General features: G+C 48.0%; 22 protein-coding genes. 14 read left to right on the top strand and 8 right to left on the bottom strand.

Annotation, left to right across the window (positions count from 1 at the left end; all coding sequences use genetic code 11):
* Positions 1 to 14 precede the first annotated feature (14 nt).
* Positions 15 to 446, bottom strand: a complete 432-nt coding sequence (locus tag MN202_RS02455; RefSeq protein ID WP_335734504.1) for a CopD family protein — start codon at positions 444 to 446, stop codon at positions 15 to 17.
* Positions 443 to 2,149, bottom strand: a complete 1,707-nt coding sequence (locus MN202_RS02460) for a chloride channel protein (protein WP_335734505.1) — start codon at positions 2,147 to 2,149, stop codon at positions 443 to 445. Before MN202_RS02460 ends, MN202_RS02455 begins: the two co-directional genes overlap by 4 nt.
* 165 nt (positions 2,150 to 2,314) lie before the next feature.
* On the opposite strand from MN202_RS02460, the gene erpA reads away from it, so the two are divergent.
* Positions 2,315 to 2,656, top strand: a complete 342-nt coding sequence (gene erpA / locus MN202_RS02465; RefSeq protein WP_335734506.1) for an iron-sulfur cluster insertion protein ErpA — start codon at positions 2,315 to 2,317, stop codon at positions 2,654 to 2,656.
* Between the two features lie 65 nt (positions 2,657 to 2,721).
* Here the strand turns inward: erpA and MN202_RS02470 are convergent, their stop codons facing one another.
* A complete protein-coding gene (locus tag MN202_RS02470) occupies positions 2,722 to 2,895 on the bottom strand; it encodes a hypothetical protein (RefSeq protein WP_335734507.1) in 174 nt (57 codons plus the stop codon).
* Between the two features lie 226 nt (positions 2,896 to 3,121).
* On the opposite strand from MN202_RS02470, the gene MN202_RS02475 reads away from it, so the two are divergent.
* Positions 3,122 to 3,364 carry a helix-turn-helix domain-containing protein gene (locus tag MN202_RS02475; RefSeq protein ID WP_335734508.1) on the top strand — a complete coding sequence of 81 codons (243 nt, stop codon included), beginning with the start codon at positions 3,122 to 3,124 and terminating at the stop codon, positions 3,362 to 3,364.
* 20 nt (positions 3,365 to 3,384) lie between these two features.
* Here the strand turns inward: MN202_RS02475 and MN202_RS02480 are convergent, their stop codons facing one another.
* The 5 genes from MN202_RS02480 to MN202_RS02500 form a co-directional block, all read right to left on the bottom strand.
* A complete protein-coding gene (locus tag MN202_RS02480; protein WP_335734509.1) occupies positions 3,385 to 4,716 on the bottom strand; it encodes an AmpG family muropeptide MFS transporter in 1,332 nt (443 codons plus the stop codon).
* Between the two features lie 63 nt (positions 4,717 to 4,779).
* Positions 4,780 to 5,100 carry a hypothetical protein gene (locus MN202_RS02485; RefSeq protein WP_335734510.1) on the bottom strand — a complete coding sequence of 107 codons (321 nt, stop codon included), beginning with the start codon at positions 5,098 to 5,100 and terminating at the stop codon, positions 4,780 to 4,782.
* A 54-nt stretch (positions 5,101 to 5,154) separates the two neighbouring features.
* Positions 5,155 to 5,736 (bottom strand): peptidylprolyl isomerase, encoded by a 582-nt coding sequence (locus MN202_RS02490; RefSeq protein ID WP_335734511.1) that lies wholly within the window; start codon positions 5,734 to 5,736, stop codon positions 5,155 to 5,157.
* Position 5,737: 1 nt separating this feature from the next.
* Complete coding sequence (locus MN202_RS02495; RefSeq protein ID WP_335734512.1) at positions 5,738 to 6,292, bottom strand: YajG family lipoprotein; 555 nt, start codon at positions 6,290 to 6,292, stop codon at positions 5,738 to 5,740.
* Positions 6,293 to 6,294: 2 nt separating this feature from the next.
* The gene (locus tag MN202_RS02500) at positions 6,295 to 7,458 is read right to left on the bottom strand and encodes a methyltransferase (RefSeq protein WP_335734513.1); all 1,164 of its coding nucleotides are present in this window, start codon (positions 7,456 to 7,458) and stop codon (positions 6,295 to 6,297) included.
* Between the two features lie 23 nt (positions 7,459 to 7,481).
* Here MN202_RS02500 and MN202_RS02505 point away from each other — a divergent pair, with 23 nt between their 5' ends.
* The 12 genes from MN202_RS02505 (at position 7,482) to MN202_RS02560 (ending at position 18,723) form a co-directional block, all read left to right on the top strand.
* On the top strand, positions 7,482 to 8,114 hold the full coding sequence (locus MN202_RS02505) for an alpha-ketoglutarate-dependent dioxygenase AlkB family protein (RefSeq protein ID WP_335734514.1): 633 nt from the start codon (positions 7,482 to 7,484) through the stop codon (positions 8,112 to 8,114).
* 126 nt (positions 8,115 to 8,240) lie between these two features.
* A complete protein-coding gene (locus tag MN202_RS02510; RefSeq protein ID WP_335734515.1) occupies positions 8,241 to 8,582 on the top strand; it encodes a BolA family protein in 342 nt (113 codons plus the stop codon).
* A 128-nt stretch (positions 8,583 to 8,710) separates the two neighbouring features.
* The gene (fabV, locus tag MN202_RS02515; RefSeq protein WP_335734516.1) at positions 8,711 to 9,904 is read left to right on the top strand and encodes an enoyl-ACP reductase FabV; all 1,194 of its coding nucleotides are present in this window, start codon (positions 8,711 to 8,713) and stop codon (positions 9,902 to 9,904) included.
* A 317-nt stretch (positions 9,905 to 10,221) separates the two neighbouring features.
* Complete coding sequence (locus tag MN202_RS02520) at positions 10,222 to 11,559, top strand: Na(+)-translocating NADH-quinone reductase subunit A (protein ID WP_335734517.1); 1,338 nt, start codon at positions 10,222 to 10,224, stop codon at positions 11,557 to 11,559.
* A 2-nt stretch (positions 11,560 to 11,561) separates the two neighbouring features.
* Entirely contained in the window at positions 11,562 to 12,773 is a 1,212-nt protein-coding gene (locus tag MN202_RS02525) for an NADH:ubiquinone reductase (Na(+)-transporting) subunit B (RefSeq protein WP_335734518.1), read from the top strand.
* Positions 12,766 to 13,551, top strand: coding sequence for a Na(+)-translocating NADH-quinone reductase subunit C (locus MN202_RS02530; RefSeq protein WP_335734519.1), 786 nt, complete (start codon positions 12,766 to 12,768; stop codon positions 13,549 to 13,551). Before MN202_RS02525 ends, MN202_RS02530 begins: the two co-directional genes overlap by 8 nt.
* Positions 13,544 to 14,173, top strand: a complete 630-nt coding sequence (locus MN202_RS02535; RefSeq protein WP_335734520.1) for an NADH:ubiquinone reductase (Na(+)-transporting) subunit D — start codon at positions 13,544 to 13,546, stop codon at positions 14,171 to 14,173. Before MN202_RS02530 ends, MN202_RS02535 begins: the two co-directional genes overlap by 8 nt.
* A gap of 10 nt (positions 14,174 to 14,183) precedes the next feature.
* Positions 14,184 to 14,792, top strand: coding sequence for an NADH:ubiquinone reductase (Na(+)-transporting) subunit E (gene nqrE, locus MN202_RS02540; RefSeq protein WP_335734521.1), 609 nt, complete (start codon positions 14,184 to 14,186; stop codon positions 14,790 to 14,792).
* 18 nt (positions 14,793 to 14,810) lie between these two features.
* On the top strand, positions 14,811 to 16,043 hold the full coding sequence (gene nqrF, locus MN202_RS02545) for an NADH:ubiquinone reductase (Na(+)-transporting) subunit F (protein ID WP_335734522.1): 1,233 nt from the start codon (positions 14,811 to 14,813) through the stop codon (positions 16,041 to 16,043).
* Between the two features lie 62 nt (positions 16,044 to 16,105).
* Positions 16,106 to 17,131, top strand: coding sequence for an FAD:protein FMN transferase (locus MN202_RS02550; protein ID WP_335734523.1), 1,026 nt, complete (start codon positions 16,106 to 16,108; stop codon positions 17,129 to 17,131).
* Positions 17,132 to 17,141: 10 nt separating this feature from the next.
* Positions 17,142 to 17,354, top strand: a complete 213-nt coding sequence (gene nqrM / locus MN202_RS02555; protein WP_335734524.1) for a (Na+)-NQR maturation NqrM — start codon at positions 17,142 to 17,144, stop codon at positions 17,352 to 17,354.
* 79 nt (positions 17,355 to 17,433) lie between these two features.
* Positions 17,434 to 18,723, top strand: coding sequence for an NCS2 family permease (locus MN202_RS02560; RefSeq protein WP_335734525.1), 1,290 nt, complete (start codon positions 17,434 to 17,436; stop codon positions 18,721 to 18,723).
* The last annotated feature ends 11 nt before the right edge of the window (positions 18,724 to 18,734 follow it).

The following is an 18,734-nucleotide window of genomic DNA, read 5'->3' on the forward strand; positions in this document are numbered from 1 at the left end:
AAGCGAATAGGGCGCTAGACTGGTTTCAGATAGGCCAGCAATATTATCGCTAATAAAATCAGCACGGGCATTTCATTAAAAATACGGTAAAACCGCGGGCTGCGCCGGTTACGGTTATGTTTGAAATCGGCTAATAGCTTAAAGCAATAGCCATGATACACATATAGCAGCATGACCAGCACTAATTTGTAATGCAGCCAGCTGCTGGCGTTAAACCAGGCAGCGCCATAGCTGTAGATCAGCAATATACCAAACAGTAGCGTTAACAGCGCAAAGGGGGTAACAAAATACAGCAAGCGACGCTCCATCACTTTAAACTCGGCGTCGCAGTCGGGGCTTTTAGTTGCAGCATGATAGACAAATAGCCGCGGCAGATAAAAAATGCCGGCAAACCAGGCCACCATAAAGAACACATGTAAGGCTTTGTATACAAGCATAATTGTCATAATAAATTGTTCTGCTTTACCAATAATCCGCGCACCTGATCCCAGCGGATAATACCTATCAGCTGCGCCGGCTGATCTTCGCGATAAATATATACCGCACCTTCACGCTTATCTTCTAAAATGGCGAATACTTCAGCCATGGTGGCCTGATGGTTAAGCCCCTGCATTGGTTGGTACTGCACGGCGCTGGCCCCGGTCATTGACAGCTGTACGTCATAACTGGCCAGGCAGTATTCATCGCCGTCTGTACCGCTGCGCTTTACAATAAGTTGTTGTGGTGGTTCCAGTTTATCCAGCACTTGCTGAATGTCATTTTCCCCGGGATTGTCCAGCAACTGGTATTGGTTGTTTACCAATGCCAGTACGCCTACTTTTTGCAATACATCATCAGCAGGTGACAGCTTATAGGGCATTTGCAGAAAATCGAGCTGCAGGGTAAATATGGATTTATTATTAAAAAACTGCACGCCGGTCACATAGGCCGTTGTGATAACCAGCATAGCCGGAACTATGATGCCAGGATTGTGTGCCAGTTCCATCACGGCGACCAGCGCCGCCAGTGGGGCATGCATAGTCGCGGCCATTAGGCCGGCCATACCCAATACGGCATAGGTGCCGGCAATACTGCTGTCGCCGAGTAGTGCCGATGGAATGATAGCCAGCAAAGTACCCAGCACTATCCCAATACCAAAAACCGGGCCAATTACACCGCCGGGTACACCCAGCCCCAGCGCAAATAAGGTAAGTAACATTTTACCAATAAAAATAGTCAGCAACAGGGCGACATCGTTGGGCGCATTAACAGCATAAAAAATTGCACCGGTTTCTGCGCCCATAGCATGCGGAATTAAAAAGCCCACCGCCGCCGTTACCGCACCTGCCAGCGTCAGCCGAAGCATTAGCGGCCAGTTACGAAACAGCTTGATCAGACGCATCAGGTTTTTATTAAACACATACGCGATGGCGCCAAATACTACGCCGCATAATACCAGATAGGGCATATGCCAGCCGCTGATGGAGACGATATTCAATAGCGCCAGCTCGCGGTCACTGCCAAACACGGTTTGAGTGATTAGTGCACCCACTACCGATGACAACATTATCGGGATAAACACATGCACCCTATATTCGCGCAGTACCACTTCCATCACAAAGATAACGGCGGCTAACGGGGTGTTAAAAGAGGCTGAGATGCCTGCTGCGATACCACAGCCTGCCAGAATACGAATGCTGTTGTAAGGCAGCTGCAGGTATTTACCAATAAAGCTGGCACCGTAAGCGCCAAGATGCACCGAGGGGCCTTCACGGCCGACTGAGAAACCACTGGATAACGCCAGTATGCCACCAAAAAACTGATTGATGGTGTTGCGCGTTGGCATCAGGCCGTATTTTAGCTTAATGCGGTGTATGACAAAGGGAATGCCTAAACGGTAATGTTTGTAGCCGGTAAGCCAGGCCAGCAGACCTATCAGTACGGCACCACCCAAGGGTAACGTCCAGCGGATATCGGCACTGATGGTTGAGAAATCGTCGGTGTGGCTAAGAAAAAAACTTTGCAGGCCAATAATGGCAAGACGAAACAGAATAATCAGAATGGCTGCGGCTAAACCGCCCAACATGCCAAGCACACACAGCTGCAAAGACGTTTGTGGAAACGCCAGTTGACGTTGCAAGGATGGAAGCCAGTTCTGCCAGCGTCGCATAACAACCAAAACCCGATGAATTTTCTCAGCAGTTTAACATAAGTTGCTGAATAAGCGCTGTAAAGTGGCACAAATAACGCAGTTTTGCTTAGTTCGGGGGTAATACTTGAATAAAACACTCAGGTATTGGATAATTTGCGCCCGCAATTTAGTATCGGAGTTATTATGTCAGAGCCTGTAGTGCCAATTGAATTTACTGAAGCGGCGGCGCGTAAAGTGGCTATGTTGGTAAGTGAGGAAGAAAACCCGCTGCTGAAATTACGGGTTTATATTACCGGTGGTGGTTGCTCTGGCTTTCAGTATGGTTTCACCTTTGATGAGAAAGTGAACGACGGTGATTTCGTCGTCGAAAAGCAAGGCGTAGCCATGGTGGTAGATCCGATGAGTCTGCAATACCTGATGGGCGGCGTGGTCGACTATACCGATGGTCTGCAAGGTAGCCGTTTTATCGTGCAAAACCCCAATGCGACAACAACTTGTGGTTGTGGTTCGTCATTCTCGGTATAACTTTGCATTTATGTAAAAAAATAAATACATTCAGGCCGGCGTAAGCAGCGTGCGCTGGTCTGATCTCAGCGCTGTGTCAAAATCATCAACAGCCACAGACTCAGTGCAATAATCAGATTAAAACCAATAATATAGCCAAAGCCTTTTATCCCCTGTTTAACGCTCAGGCCGCGTTGTTGCAAGTACCAGAACCAAAATACGCACATTAGTACGGGCATCAGATACAGCAACTTGATCATTTTATTTTCTCCCGCTGACGTTTCAATCGTCAGTCAATTCGTTTGTGTTGGTGTCGGTGTAAAGCAACTTTACAGTTTTTAACGCTTGTAGCTGTACGCTCGTCGCAACCTGTGGTTTAATTAACCGTTTTTTATTGCTTATTGCGCTGGCAATAGGGTTTGGATTTTACTTTGCAGGAAGTATTTTTACATAATAAAAGCGTAACACGCTGGGAGAAGAAAAAGTATGAAAGGTACAAAAAGCGTTATTTCTGAAGAGAACAAGCGCCTGTGTGTATGGCTGAAGCGGCAACGTCAGGAAAAAGGCCACACCATGCGTAGCTTGTCGGAGATTTTAGGAACGCCGCATTCCTTTATTGGTAAGGTAGAGAATCAGGAACGCCGGTTGGATGTAATTGAATATGTCCGTTATTGCCAGGCGTTAGAAGTTGACCCAACGGAAGGGTTAAAGCAGGTACTTACAGCCTGACTACCGTTTGGGGAGCGCCGCTAGTTTGCGGCGTTCTGCTTTAAACGCTGACGTTCAAGTAAAACAATCAAAATCAGTGCTGGTATACCCAATAGCGCAGTAAATATAAAAAACTGACTATAACCCATCTGATCGACCCATTGGCCGGAAAAACCACCGGCAAATTTAGGCAAAAGCAACATCAGCGAACTGAATATGGCGTACTGGGTTGCGGTAAACGCCAGATTTACCAAAGAGGCTAAATAAGCAAGAAAGGCGCTGGTCGCAATGCCTGCACTTAAGTTATCAGCCGAGATGACTAAGGTTAACCACATCAAATCATAGCCAATTTGGCTTAATGCAGAAAACAGCAAATTAGTCACTGCACTTAGCATGGCACCAATAAACAGGATTTTAATTACGCCAAACTGATTAATTAACACGCCACCCAGGGCGGCGCCGAGCAATGTCATGATAACACCATAGATCTTGGAGACGCTGGCGACTTCTTCTTTGCTAAAACCCATATCGACATAAAAAGCGTTTGCCATCACCCCCATCACAACGTCGCTGAGGCGGTAACAGGCTATCAGCATCAATATTAGTATTGCATGCCATTTATAACGGCTGAAAAAGTCGATAAATGGCGCAACCACTGCCTGACGCAACCAGGCCAGGACGCGTTGCAGCGCCGGGCCTTGCGTGATGCTGTGTTGCTGTAAATTACTAAGCGGCTCTTTACTAAACAGGGTGGTGAGTATGCCAGGCAGCATACATAGCGCCATCAGCAAATAAGCGCTTTGCCAACCGGCTAAATCATAAGCCTCTGAGGCAGAAAATAAAGCAGCCGCCCATAATGTGCCGGCCGATGCCAGTATCATTGCCAGCCGGTAGCCACAGAGGTACGCAGCTGCCAGCGCAGCCTGCAACTGCTCTGGCGCACTTTCAATACGAAAGGCATCGACATTAATATCCTGAGTTGCAGAAGCAAAGGCCAGCAGTACGGCAAAGGCCGCCATAACCGCCAGGTTTTGTTGTGGATCTGTAGTCGCCATACACACTATGGCGATAACAATGGCCAACTGAGATAGCAGTAGCCAGCTACGGCGCCGGCCCAAACGATTATGTAGTAGCGGGATCTGCAGATGGTCTGCCAGTGGCGACCAAAGCCATTTAATGGCATAAGCCAGTGCCACCCAGCTAAAGTAGCCGATATCGGCCCGGGATACTCCGGCTTCACGTAACCAGAATGACAAAACACCAAATACCAGCATCAATGGCAAGCCGCTGGAAAAGCCCAGGATAAAAATAGCCAGCACCCGGCGTTGCAAGTAAATGTTCAGGCCGTTTAACCAGGAAGGAAAGAAAGACAAAAGACAATCCGCGGTCAGTAAAGTTAGCTGTAGCTTACCTGTCAGATAGATATGGTCAAGTCTTTAAGGCCGCACACCAACACAATCGCTGGGGGCCACGCCGCGGCCTTTAAGAAAACAGATGCAGTCCTGAATATTTCGCCGCAGTTTTTTGTTTTCGCGCAGCGCTTGATCCGGCCAGTATTCCAGCTGGTGGATCAGATGCCAGAACACTCTTTCTTTATGGTTGTAAGGCAATTGCAATTCAGCTGTAAGCTGAGCCCATTCTTCCAGCGTGTCCCAAACAAACAAATGCAGCTCGCTATGTGGCAGGCGGCCACGAAAATAGCGTGAGATATAAAATATCAGTTGCTGCGATTTGTGTTCAATGAAGCTGTCGGGCATAGTTGATGTAACCACATCAGTGGGTAATAAATATTACATCAAGTATAGACAGTTTCAGGGCTCTGGCAGTATCAATACGGTTTTTATGATGACCTTTTCTGTCGGTACATTGGGCCAACCCAGTTCAACAGAGGTATCTGTCTGAATAGCACGGATCTTCTCGATAACATCCTGACCAGCAGTAATGTAGCCGAAGACGGCATAGCCCCAATTGCGGCCCGGATCTAAATGGCTATTGTCATTGAGATTAAAGAAAAACTGACTGGTGGCACTGTGGGGGTCGTTCAACCTGGCCATGGCAATGGTACCTAACTGATTTTTCAGGCCATTTCCTGATTCATTAAAAATAGGCTTTAGTTCATTTATCGCTTTGTAGTTAATGTCATAGCCACCACCTTGCAGCACAAATTCGCTTTCAAGCCGGTGAAACAGGGTATTGTCGTATTGTTTCTTTTTCACATAGCTGAGGAAGTTATTTACCGTGATCGGTGCTTTGGCGCGATCCAGTTCCACGTCAATATCGCCATGCGATGTTAGCAGCCGCACCTTAGGGTACAGGTTATCCGGCTGCACAAACTGACCGGCCAGCGGCATACAGCTAAACGACAACAGAACAAGCAGCAGTAAAACCCGCATATTATCCTCTGAGCAGTTGTTGCCAGCTGTTATCCTGCAACAGCTGTGTCAGAACTTGTTCGGTCAGCACCCGCAGTTCACGTTCTACCGCGGCAATATCCATTTTAAACGGTGCAGTAAAGCTGCTATCGCCAGAGTAAGTTTTGCTAAAGGTACCCTGCGGATGTTCAACAAATACCGTCAAAGCGACCTGGTTGGTGACGGCATGCTCTAAAGTGCGCTGGTCGACTATGGCTTGCAGTTGGCTGATTTTAATCGTCAGGCGCTTGCTACTGTCCGCAGTTAAACTGGCACCCTGGGCAGTAAAAGCCTGTGCCAGGGTTTGCTCCAGCTGAGCTCTGACATCATTAGCTGTGCCAATATGCTGCACCTTGGCGCCCTGCTGTAAACGTAAGGTGTATTGCTGGCCACGCACATCTGCTACGTTAAAAGCAAAACGGCTTTGTTGCAGCTGGTTAGACTGCGGCCAGAATACCTGTGGTGACAAAATAAAGCCCGGTAGCTGGCTGGCACAAGCGGCAAGCAGCGACAGCAGCAGGATGCAGAGGTAGCGCATGGTTAACTCCTTTTAATAACTTCTAAAATAACAAACTTTGCATCGGCCGCCAACTGATGGCAGTTGCCAAATAAGCGTTTTAACACAGCAGCGTATTCCAGATGTCTGTTGGCGACGATACGCAGCCGACCGCCCTGTTTCAATACCCTTTTTGCTTCAGCAAACATTTGACTGGCAATATGGCTGGTAACTGCCTGTTGCTGATGAAATGGCGGGTTACACACAATAATGTCGGCGCTGCGATCCGTTTGCTGGCTTAAGCAATCGTCAACGATAAATTGGCACTGAGCCAACTGATCTGGCAGGTTGTGCGCTATAGTCTGGCGTGCGGAATCAACGGCCATGTACGACTCATCACAAAACAGCATCGACATTTGCGGCTGTTGAGCCAGCAGTGTCAGCCCCAATACGCCGTTACCACAGCCCAAATCAATCACTGTTTGGTCGGCAGCAGGCACGGGCAGGTGCTGCAAAAAGAAGCGGGCGCCCTGATCCAACTTTTCCCTGGAAAATACATTGGCATGGTTGAGCAAAGTAAAGTGGCTTTGCTCTAATGGCCACTGCAACGGAAACACTTCTTGCCCCGTTGGCGCCAGTGCCGGATCAAATTGGCATTGGATCAGCCGGCACTTTTTAACGGTCAGCGAAGCCGAGGCCGGGCCCAGAGTATGATGAAACCTGGCCAGCACATTACGGTTAATGTCTTTGGCTTTGGCACTGGCCAGGATAACAGTGTCTGGCGTTACTATTGTCGCCAACTGCTGCAATATATATTGCAAATAACTGTGATTATTGGGCAGTTTTAACAATACGATGTCGGCGTTAGATGGATAACTGTCCAGACTGGATTGTTGCTGCAGCTTGGCGCTGTCCAGCTTATTCTGTTGCCGGTTGTGCCGGGTACCCAATTCAGCCAGTACAGAGTCATTTATCTGAATTTGCTGGAACTCACTCAGGGCACAAGACAGGGCACCAAAGCTATCGTTTATCAATAGTATCAGTGGCGCGCGCTGATGCTGCGCGCTAAACTGCGCAGCGGCTGCCAGACCATGTTCGATCAGCAGCTCATCAGCGGCATCCCAGGCTTGTAAACTAGTGTTGGGCTGATGCAGAGGCCAGCGATGTAACTGCAGGCTGCCATTGGCATAACTAAAGGTTGTATTCATAGAGACACGGCTAAGCAAATAAGGTGGGCATTTTGACACGGCAAGTGCACAGCGACAACCTGCATTACCCGCTGCAGCAATTTAACCTGCCGGGCGCCACTATCAGTTTATGGCAAGACTGGCTGTCAGCACAGCAGGCCAGCATTTTGTTGGCGCAATTACAGCTGCAACTGCCGTGGACACAGGACAGTATTCTGATGTTTGGCAAGACGGTGAAAATTCCGCGTAAGCAGGTGTGGATGGGCGAAGCGCATTGCCAGTATCGCTATTCTGCTACCACTTTTACACCTCAGCCCTGGCATCCGTCTGTACAGGCACTGGCACAACGCTTGAGTGAGTTTTTAGGCCAGCCGTTTAACTGCGTGCTGCTGAACTTATATGCTGATGGCCAGCAACATATGGGCTGGCATGCTGACAACGAGCGGGAACTGGGGCATGATCCGGCAATAGCGTCTGTCAGCCTTGGCGTAACCCGCCGGTTTGAGCTTAAGCATCGCTCTGCGGCCTGGCAATTGGCGCTCGATTTGACGCCAGGTAGTTTGCTTCTGATGGCTGGCGGCTGCCAGCAGCATTGGCTGCACCGGCTACCAAAGCAAAGCCGGGTTAGTGGCTGCCGGTTAAATCTGACGTTTCGTTATATTAAAAACATGGCTTAGACAAAATTATTTTTTGTATGGCTGCCAGCCCGTTAGTCCCGCTTATTTTTCTTGACAGCAAAACCAGCTGGCAAGTTTAAGCCTGGCATCTAGAGTTAGTAACAGGAATAAAAAAGGATTAGGACTATGTTGATTCATACCGCTATTGAACAGAAGTTACTTAGTGCATTTGATCCTGTGTTCCTGGACGTGGTGAATGAGAGCTACCTGCACAACGTACCACAGGGATCGGAGTCACATTTTAAAGTCGTGATAGTGACACCTGCTTTTGACGGCCTGCGTCTGCTACAGCGTCATCGGGCAGTAAATGCCGTGGTTGCAGAGGAGTTGGCAGAAAAAATTCATGCGTTAGCCCTGCACACTTATACACCTTCGGAATGGTACGAATACTATGCAGAAAAACCACCGGTTTCACCACGCTGCTATGGAGGCAGCAAGTTGGATAAGCCAGAAAAAGCGTCCGTGTGACGCTTTATTTTTGCGCCGCTGTCCATGTTTAACACTGATTTTTCTGCAATAACGGCTGATCAGACCTGTTTTCTGCGGTAAAGTTTTACACTAACGCCAATTTTGTCGAGACAACAGCAGGAGCTGTCATGGTTATTCAACCGAAAATTCGTGGTTTTATTTGTACTAATGCCCATCCTGTCGGCTGCGCCGAACATGTTAAAGAACAAATTGATTATGTAAAACAACTCGGCCCGGTGGCGAATGGCCCGAAGAATGTGCTGGTTATCGGTGCTTCAACCGGCTATGGCCTGGCCTCGCGTATTACCGCAGCTTTTGGCTCAGGTGCGAAAACCCTGGGTATTTTTTTCGAAAAAGAACCATCTGACAGCAAAACGGCCTCCGCCGGTTGGTATAACACGGCGGCTTTTGAACAGGCGGCTAACGCTGAGGGCTTGTGGAACAAACATTTGAATGGCGATGCTTTTACCGATGAGTTAAAAGCGCAGGCTATTGATATTATCCGCCGTGAAATGGGCAAAATTGACTTAGTGGTGTACAGCCTGGCAGCGCCGCGACGTAAAGATCCGGTAACTGGTGAAGTGTTTAGCTCAGTGTTAAAACCTATTGGCCAGTCTTATACCGCCCGTACCCTAAATACCAGTAAGCGTGAAATAGAAGAAGTGTCGGTAGATCCGGCTAACGATGATGAGATTTACCAAACGGTAAAAGTAATGGGCGGAGAAGATTGGGAGCGCTGGTTAAGCCAGTTAGATGCCGCTGCCGTATTAGCCGACAATTGCCAGACAGTAGCATACACCTATATCGGAAAAGAACTGACCTGGCCTATTTATGGTAAAGCGACTATCGGCAAAGCCAAAGAAGATCTGGACCGCGCCGCTGCGGCAATTAGTAGCCAACTTGCAGGCAAAAAAGGCAAAGCTTATGTCGCCTCTTTAAAAGCCCTGGTCACTCAGGCCAGTTCAGCTATTCCAATCATGCCGCTTTATATCTCGTTGTTATACCGCGTGATGAAACAGGAAGGTTCGCATGAGGGCTGTATTGAGCAGATTAACGGTTTATTCCGTCAGGGGCTGTACAGTGACGCGCCGATAATGGACGACGCTGGCCGGTTGCGGATGGACGGAAAAGAACTTAGCCCGCATATACAACAGGCCGTAAAAGATTTATGGGGCCAGGTAACCACGGACACTATAGATACATTGACGGATTATGTTGGCTATCATAATGAATTTCTGAGGTTATTTGGCTTTGGTTACAGCCATGTTGACTATGATGCTGATGTTTCACCTATGGTTCCACTGCAAAATTTGCAACGTTAACCGCTAAGGCCGCCGCAAGGCGGCTTTTGTTTATGTAAAAATGGACTAAAGTTGACTAGAACTTATTAGATCCATGCAGTAAAGTCGCGCGGTTTTTATTGGCGGTTAATAGCTGTTTTAAGCGGTCAGATTGCCGGAATTTTTCTGTAATGGCATGGATAGACGGCTGTATTAGTGCTAGAATCCGCGACTTTAATACGTGTATCTGGTTAAACAATATACAGGTTAATGCCTGAAAAAAGATGCCGGATGCGCTGCGCGGTGAGCAGCTGAAAAACTAGGCCCTGTTTCTTCCCAAAATAGTAGTGCAAGTACGTATGATAAAACTCAAAAAAGGCTTGGACATTCCCCTCGCGGGCAGTCCTAAACAAGAGATCAGTACGGGCAATACCATCAGCACTGTCGCCGTCCTAGGCGAAGAGTTTAATGGTATGCGCCCGACCATGGCAGTCGAAGTTGGCGATACAGTAAAAAAAGGTCAGGTGCTTTTCGAAGACAAGAAAAACCCTGGCGTTAAATTTACTGCACCTGTTGCTGGTACTGTAAAAGAAATCAACCGCGGTGCAAAACGGGTTTTACAATCTGTGGTGATTGCTGCATCAGGTGATGATGCTGTGCAATTCGCCAAATACCCGGCTAACGAGCTTGCAGGCATCAGCCGTGAGCAAGTGGTGCAAAATCTGGTTGATTCAGGCTTATGGGTTGCGCTGCGCACCCGGCCATTCAGCCAGACGCCGGCAATTGACAGCGTACCGCGGGCCATTTTTGTCAATGCGATGGATACCAATCCATTGGCAGCAGATCCGACAGTAGTGCTTGCAGCTGACAGTGAAGCCTTCACTCAAGGTTTAACTGTGTTGGCAAAATTGACCGACGGTAAGTTGTACCTGAGCAAAAAGGCCGGTACTTCAGTACCTGCAATCAGCCAAGCCGAAGTGGCAGAGTTTTCTGGTCCGCACCCGGCTGGTTTAGTCGGCACCCATATTCATTTGTTAGACCCAGTTAGTGCAAAAAAAGTGGTTTGGCATCTGGGTTATCAGGACGTAATTGCCATTGGTAAGCTGTTTACTACCGGTGAGCTTCATAGTGAGCGCGTTGTGTCACTGGCTGGCCCTGCAGTAAATAATCCACGTCTGATTAAAACCGTATTGGGCGCTTCAGTTAGCGAGCTGACAGCAGGTGAACTGGCCGACGGCAAAAACCGTATTATTTCCGGTTCGGTTCTGTCAGGTGCAACGGCACACGGTGTACACGGCTATGTTGGTCGTTATCATACACAGGTTTCGGTATTGGCCGAGGGTGATGAAAAAGAGTTTTTAGGCTGGATTGCGCCGGGCGCAACTAAATTCTCTGTTACCCGGGCTTATTTATCGCATCTGAGCCCTAAGCGTCTGTTCAATATGACCACCACCACCAATGGTTCTTCACGCGCTATGGTGCCAATTGGCAACTACGAACGTGTTATGCCACTGGACATACTGCCAACGCTGCTGTTGCGTGACATTATTTCAGGTGATACAGACAGTGCTATTACACTGGGCGCTTTGGAATTAGATGAAGAAGATCTGGCGCTATGTACCTTTGTTTGTCCGGGTAAATACGACTATGGCACCATTTTACGTAACTGCCTGACGACCATTCAGAAGGAAGGCTAATAATGAGTTTAAAGCATTTTTTAGAGCGCATTGAGCCGCAGTTTGAAAAGGGCGGCAAATATGAAAAGTGGTACGCGCTGTATGAAGCTGTTGCTACGGTGTTGTATACCCCGGGTCTGGTGACAAAAAACGGTACTCACGTTCGCGATAGTATCGATTTAAAGCGCATCATGATCTTTGTTTGGCTGGCATTATTCCCGGCGCTGTTCTTTGGTATGTACAATATTGGTCATCAGGCGGTTATCGCGCTGCAGGCCGGTTTTGGTACACCGGATACCTGGCAGGTCGCTATCTACCAGGCCTTGGGCGGTGAACTAAGCGCAAACTCCGGCTGGGGTAGCAAAATGTGGTATGGCGCCGTGTGGTTCCTGCCTATTTATGCGGTGACCTTTGTTGTTGGTGGTTTCTGGGAAGTTTTATTTGCCTCTGTACGTAAGCATGAAGTCAACGAAGGTTTCTTCGTCAGCTCTATTCTGTTTGCCTTAATATTACCGGCCAGTATTCCACTTTGGCAGGTTGCATTGGGGATCACCTTTGGTGTGGTTATTGCCAAAGAAGTATTTGGTGGAACCGGCCGTAACTTCCTGAATCCTGCTCTGGCAGGTCGTGCGTTCTTGTTCTTTGCCTACCCGGCGCAAATCTCCGGTGATGCAGTATGGACCGTGGCTGATGGTTATTCAGGTGCTACCTGGTTAAGTAGAGCTGCTTCAGGCGAGCTGGATTACAGCTGGGCTGCCAGTTCACAACAGTGGTTAGACGCATTCTACGGTTTTATTCCCGGCTCAGTGGGTGAAACCTCAGTAGTGGCCTTATTAATTGGCGGCCTGGCACTGATATATTTCCGTATTGCATCCTGGCGCATTGTTGCAGGTGTGATGGTGGGTATGGTGCTGACAGCTTACCTGTTCAATGCTATTGGTTCAGAGTCGAACGCTATGTTTGCTATGCCATGGCACTGGCACCTGGTGCTGGGCGGTTTTGCCATTGGTATGTTTTTTATGGCTACCGATCCGGTATCAGCTTCGTTCACTGATAAAGGTAAATGGGCCTACGGTATTTTAATTGGCTTTATGGTGGTGATGATCCGTGTAGCTAACCCGGCATATCCTGAGGGTATGATGTTAGCCATATTATTCGCCAACCTGTTTGCGCCATTGTTCGATTTCTTCGTGGCTCAGGCCAACATTAAGCGGAGGCTGGCACGCAATGTCTAGTAATAACGATAGCATCAGCAAAACGCTGATCGTAGTCATCTCTTTATGTTTAGTTTGTGCAGTGGTGGTATCTACTGCTGCGGTGCAGTTACGCCCGCAGCAAACTGCCAATAAACTGCTCGATTCGCAAAAGAACGTCTTGGCTGTAACAGGCTTGCTGACTGGCGATAATATCGCGCAACTGTACAGCGAACATGTTGAAGAGCGTTTTGTCGATCTGGATACAGGTGAGTTTGTACAGAAACCTGCTAACTACGATTATCGTAAGTTTATGAAAGATCCTAAAGAAAGCGTGCGTTTATCTGGCGAAGATGATTTAGCCTCGATCAAAACCCGCGCTAATATAGCGCCGGTTTATCTGGCGTATGAAAAAGGTGTGTCATCTGGCGAGCTAACGTCAATAGTGTTGCCGGTGCATGGCTATGGTTTATGGTCGACGATGCATGCGTTTTTAGCTTTGGGGCCTGATGGTACTACTATTTTAGGCCTGAACTATTACGAACAAGGCGAAACCGCAGGCTTAGGTGGTGAAGTGCAAAACCCGCAATGGGTTAAGCAATTTGCCGGTAAAAAGCTTCTGGATGCTTCTGGTCAGCCAGCTATTAAAGTGGTTAAACCAGGCAATGCCAGTGCCGACTCTGCTTTTGAAGTAGATGGCTTATCTGGTGCTACCTTAACCAGTAATGGCGTGCAATACACTTTCGATTTCTGGGCAGGTGCTAAGGGCTTTGCCCCGTTCCTGGCTAAAGTTCGTGACGGAGCATTAAACAATGGCTAATGCAAAAGAAATTAAAACCGTACTGTTTGGGCCGGTTTTCGCCAACAACCCTATTGCATTGCAGGTACTGGGTATCTGTTCTGCACTGGCCGTAACCACTAAGATGGATAAAGCGCTGGTAATGTGCATTGCACTTACCCTGGTTACTGCTTTTTCTAACTTCTTTATCTCGTTAATCCGTAATCAGATCCCTTCCAGTGTACGGATTATCGTGCAGATGACCATCATAGCGTCTCTGGTAATTGTGGTTGACCAGTTACTGAAAGCCTTTGCTTATGATGTGGCAAAAGAGCTGTCGGTATTTGTTGGTTTGATTATCACCAACTGTATTGTAATGGGCCGTGCCGAAGCCTTTGCCATGAAAAGTAAGCCGGGTATCAGCTTCCTGGATGGTATCGGTAATGGTTTAGGTTACAGCGTAGTACTGATGACAGTGGCTTTTATCCGCGAATTAGGCGGTTCAGGTACAGTGTTTGGTGTTGAAGTGCTGTCTTTGGTTAAAGATGGTGGTTGGTATCAGCCAATGGGTTTACTGTTAATGCCACCTAGCGCCTTTATCATCATTGCAGGTCTTATATGGTTACTGCGCACCTTCCGTACTGAACAAGTTGAGAAGGCATAAGGAGCAATAAATGGAACATTACATTAGCTTATTTGTGCGTGCGGTATTTATTGAAAACCTGGCACTGTCGTTCTTCCTCGGTATGTGTACCTTTATTGCCGTATCGAAAAAAATCACTACGGCGTTTGGCCTGGGGGTAGCTGTTGTTGTGGTACTGGGTATTTCCGTACCGTTAAACAACCTGGTTTATCAAAACCTGTTGGCTCCTGGTGCCCTGGCCTGGGCTGGGTTTCCGGAAGCTGATTTAAGCTTTCTGGGTTTTCTGACTTACATTGGCGTTATCGCGGCGCTGGTACAAATTCTGGAGATGATTTTAGATAAGTTTTTTCCGGCACTGTACAACGCGCTTGGTATTTTCCTGCCACTGATTACCGTTAACTGTGCCATCTTTGGTGCGGTATGCTTTATGGTTGAGCGTGATTACAACTTTGGCGAAAGCGTGGTATTTGGTCTGGGCAGCGGTATTGGCTGGATGTTAGCTATAACCTTGCTGGCAGGTATTCGTGAGAAGTTAAAATATGCAGACATTCCACATGGTTTACGTGGTCTGGGTATTACCTTCTTAATGGTGGGGTTGATGGGCTTTGGCTTTATGTCATTCTCAGGTGTATCACTGTAAGGGGTAAGGGAACACAAGATGGAAAATCTAGACATTATTCTTGGCGTTGCGATGTTTACCTTAGTGGTATTGGCTCTGGTAGCCATTATCCTGGTAGCAAAATCTCAGCTGGTAGCGTCGGGTGACATTACTATCAGCATTAATGGTGACCCAAACAAAGCGATAAAAACCAAAGCAGGCGGTAAATTGCTGGGTGCTTTGGCAGACAACGGTATTTTCTTATCGTCTGCTTGTGGTGGCGGTGGTTCTTGTGGTCAGTGCCGGGTACATGTACATGCTGGTGGTGGCGAAATATTGCCAACGGAACTGGGCCATATCACCAAAGGTGAAGCGCGTCAGGGTTGCCGCTTGTCTTGTCAGGTAAACGTAAAGTCAGACATGGATATTGAAGTTGAAGAAGAAATCTTCGGCATCAAAAAATGGGACTGTACTGTTATTTCTAACGATAACAAAGCGACCTTTATTAAAGAACTGAAACTGCAGATCCCGGATGGTGAGTCAGTGCCGTTCCGTGCCGGTGGTTATATTCAGATTGAAGCTCCGGCTCACCACGTGAAGTACAAGGAATTTGATATTCCGGCACAGTTCCGTGGTGACTGGGAACGCTTTAACTTCTTTAGTCTGGAGTCAAAAGTAGACGAGGAAACTATCCGCGCTTACTCCATGGCAAACTATCCGGAAGAAGAAGGCATTATTATGTTGAACGTGCGTATTGCAACGCCGCCACCAAATAATCTGAGCCTGCCTTGCGGTAAGATGTCATCCTTTATCTGGAGTCTGAAAGAAGGCGATAAAGTTACTATCTCTGGTCCGTTTGGTGAGTTCTTCGCGAAAGAGACCGAAGCTGAAATGGTATTTATCGGCGGTGGTGCCGGTATGGCACCAATGCGTTCACACATTTTCGACCAACTGCGCCGGTTAAAATCAAAGCGTAAAATTACTTTCTGGTATGGTGCTCGCTCTAAGCGCGAAATGTTCTACGTAGAAGATTTCGACATGCTGGCAGCAGAAAACGATAACTTTGAATGGCATGTTGCACTGTCAGACCCACAACCAGAAGATAACTGGGCAGGTTATACCGGTTTTATTCATAACGTTATTTATGAAAACTACCTGAAAAACCATAAAGCTCCGGAAGACTGCGAGTTTTATATGTGTGGTCCACCGATGATGAACAAAGCTGTAATCAATATGCTGAAAGATTTAGGCGTAGAAGATGACAATATCCTGTTAGACGACTTCGGCGGCTAACACACACCGTAACATCAGCAGGGGCGTCCGTAAGGTTGCCCCTTCTGCTATCTGGACCCGTTATGTACAGCATTTCCTTAGTTAAAACCTGGTTGGCCATTGTTGTGCTGGCTGTTGTTGTGTCCTGTAGCCCGGCGCAACCTGTGCAGCAGCAAATGCAGCTGAATGGCAATACCATGGGCACTTATTATGTAGTGAAGTATTACAGCGACACCGTTGTTGACCAAAGCACGCTGCAGCAGGCGATAGACCAGGAGCTGGAGCTGATTAATGACCTGATGTCGACCTATCGGCCAGAGTCTGAATTAATGCGTTTTAACCGGCATAGTGCAACAACTCCTTTTGCCTTGTCAGAACAAACACGGCTAGTGATGGCGGAAGCCCTGCGGCTGGCGCAACAAACTGAAGGCGTGCTTGATGTTACAGTAGGCCCGCTTACCGAATTGTGGGGCTTTGGTGCCCGTGGCCGGATAGAGCGTGCACCGTCGGATACCGATATTGCTAATACCCGGGCAGTGGTGGGCTATGACAAATTAACTCTGGCAGCTAACCAACTGTCTAAGTCAGTTGCTGCTTTGGCTGTCGACTTGTCCACTATTGCCAAAGGTTATGGCGTAGATCAGGTAGCTGGCATTCTGGAACAGCACGGCATCGTTAATTATCTGGTAGAAATTGGCGGTGAAATGCGGATCAAAGGCGAAAAAGCTACGGCAAAGCCATGGAAAATCGCCATTGAAAAGCCGGTAACAACAGAGCGTGCGGTGCAGCGGGTGTTACAAACCGGTGATATGGGGGTCGCCACCTCAGGTGATTACCGTAATTATTTTGAACAGGATGGTGTGCGCTATTCGCATTTACTTGATCCGCGCACCGGCAAGCCGATCCAGCACCGTACTGTATCCGTTACCGTACTGCACCCTTCATGTATGACGGCAGATGGCTATGCCACGGCGTTAAATGTGATGACAGCAGATGAAGCTTTAAGCTTTGCAAACCGCTATAATATTGCCGCTTTGATAGTGGTAAAAACTGACGATGGTTTTACCGAGCTGGCATCAGACGCCTTTAAACCTTTTTTAGCCGAGTAACGGAGCCCGTATGACCCTGTTTTTATTAACCTTTGCTTTGTTTTTGCTGGTGATCTTAGCGATGGCGGTGGGCTATTTAGTGCAGCGCAAAACCATTGCCGGTAGTTGTGGTGGTTTAGGTGAAATAGGCATCGAAAAAGCCTGTGACTGTGATAAACCTTGCGAAAAACGGCAAAAGCGCTTAGAAAAAGAAAAATTTTGGCAGCAAAATAAAATTATCTGATTGTTGCTGCCGCGCTAAACCTGTTACGTGAACTAAAAGCTGGCTGTGCGCCAGCTTTTACTTTTTCAGGAGTATTGTTTTGTTGCAACGACTTTTTACTCTGCAAGCCAGAGACACCAGCTTTAAGCGTGAAGTGGTGGCGGGGTGCACAACCTTTATGGCTATGTCGTATGTGCTGTTTGTTAACCCGGCTATGCTGGCTCAAACCGGTATGGATCAGGGGGCTGTATTTGTTGCAACCTGTCTGGCGGCTGCTCTGGGCTGCTTGCTGATGGGGCTGCTGGCTAATTTGCCGGTAGCTCTGGCACCCGGAATGGGACTAAACGCCTTTTTTACCTATGTTATCGTGCTGGAGCAGGGCCATAGCTGGCAAACCGCACTGGCTTGTGTGTTTTTTTCCGGATGTTTGTTTTTATTGCTTAGTCTGTTTAAAGTGCGGGAATGGATTATAAATAGCATCCCCCTACCATTAAAAATGGGTATCGCTGCCGGTATTGGTATGTTTTTGGCGCTTATTGCCCTGAAAACAGCCAATATTATCGTTGCCAGTCCTGCTACGCTGGTAACACTGGGCGATTTGCACAGCCCGCAGGCAGTGCTGGCACTGCTGGGGTTTTTTATTATTTTTGCGCTGGCTCATCGGGGCTGGCACGCTGCGGTGTTAATAAGCATTGTGCTGGTGACTGCTGCGGCCTGGTGGCTGGGCGATACGCAGTTTAGCGCCGTAGTAGCTATGCCACCGTCATTAATGCCTACCTTTATGCAGCTGGATTTTGCTGCAGCACTGCAATTAAGTATGTTGCCGGTTATATTGAGCTTGCTGTTCCTCGACTTGTTTGACACCTCCGGCACCTTGGTTGCGGTGAGCCATAAAGCCGGCTTAATGCAACAAGATGGCCGGCTGCCGGATTTAAGCAAGGCGTTAATTGCTGACAGCAGTGCCACTATTGCCGGCGCTATGCTCGGTACGTCAACAACAACCAGCTATGTTGAAAGCACCAGTGGTGTAGCAGCTGGAGGACGTACTGGTTTAACCGCTGTGGTCACCGGTTTACTGTTTCTGGCTGCGTTGTGGTTTTCGCCTTTAGCGGCCATGGTGCCGGCCTATGCCACCGCAGGGGCGCTATTGTATGTGGCGACCTTGATGCTGAGTAGTTTACAACACGTACAGTGGGACGACGTGATCCAGGCCGTACCAGTGTCGGTTGTGCTTATTATGATGCCGCTGACGTTTTCAATATCAGACGGTATTGGTATGGGCTTTATTAGTTATGCAGTTTTGTGTTTGCTTACCGGCAAGTTGTCTCGGACTACGCTAAGTGTCTGGATACTGGCGCTGGTATTTTTAGCAAAATTTATCTGGGCATAACTTAGTACCTA

Origin of the sequence: Rheinheimera muenzenbergensis (assembly GCF_036984005.1) — a bacterium.
GTDB lineage: Bacteria > Pseudomonadota > Gammaproteobacteria > Enterobacterales > Alteromonadaceae > Alishewanella > Alishewanella muenzenbergensis.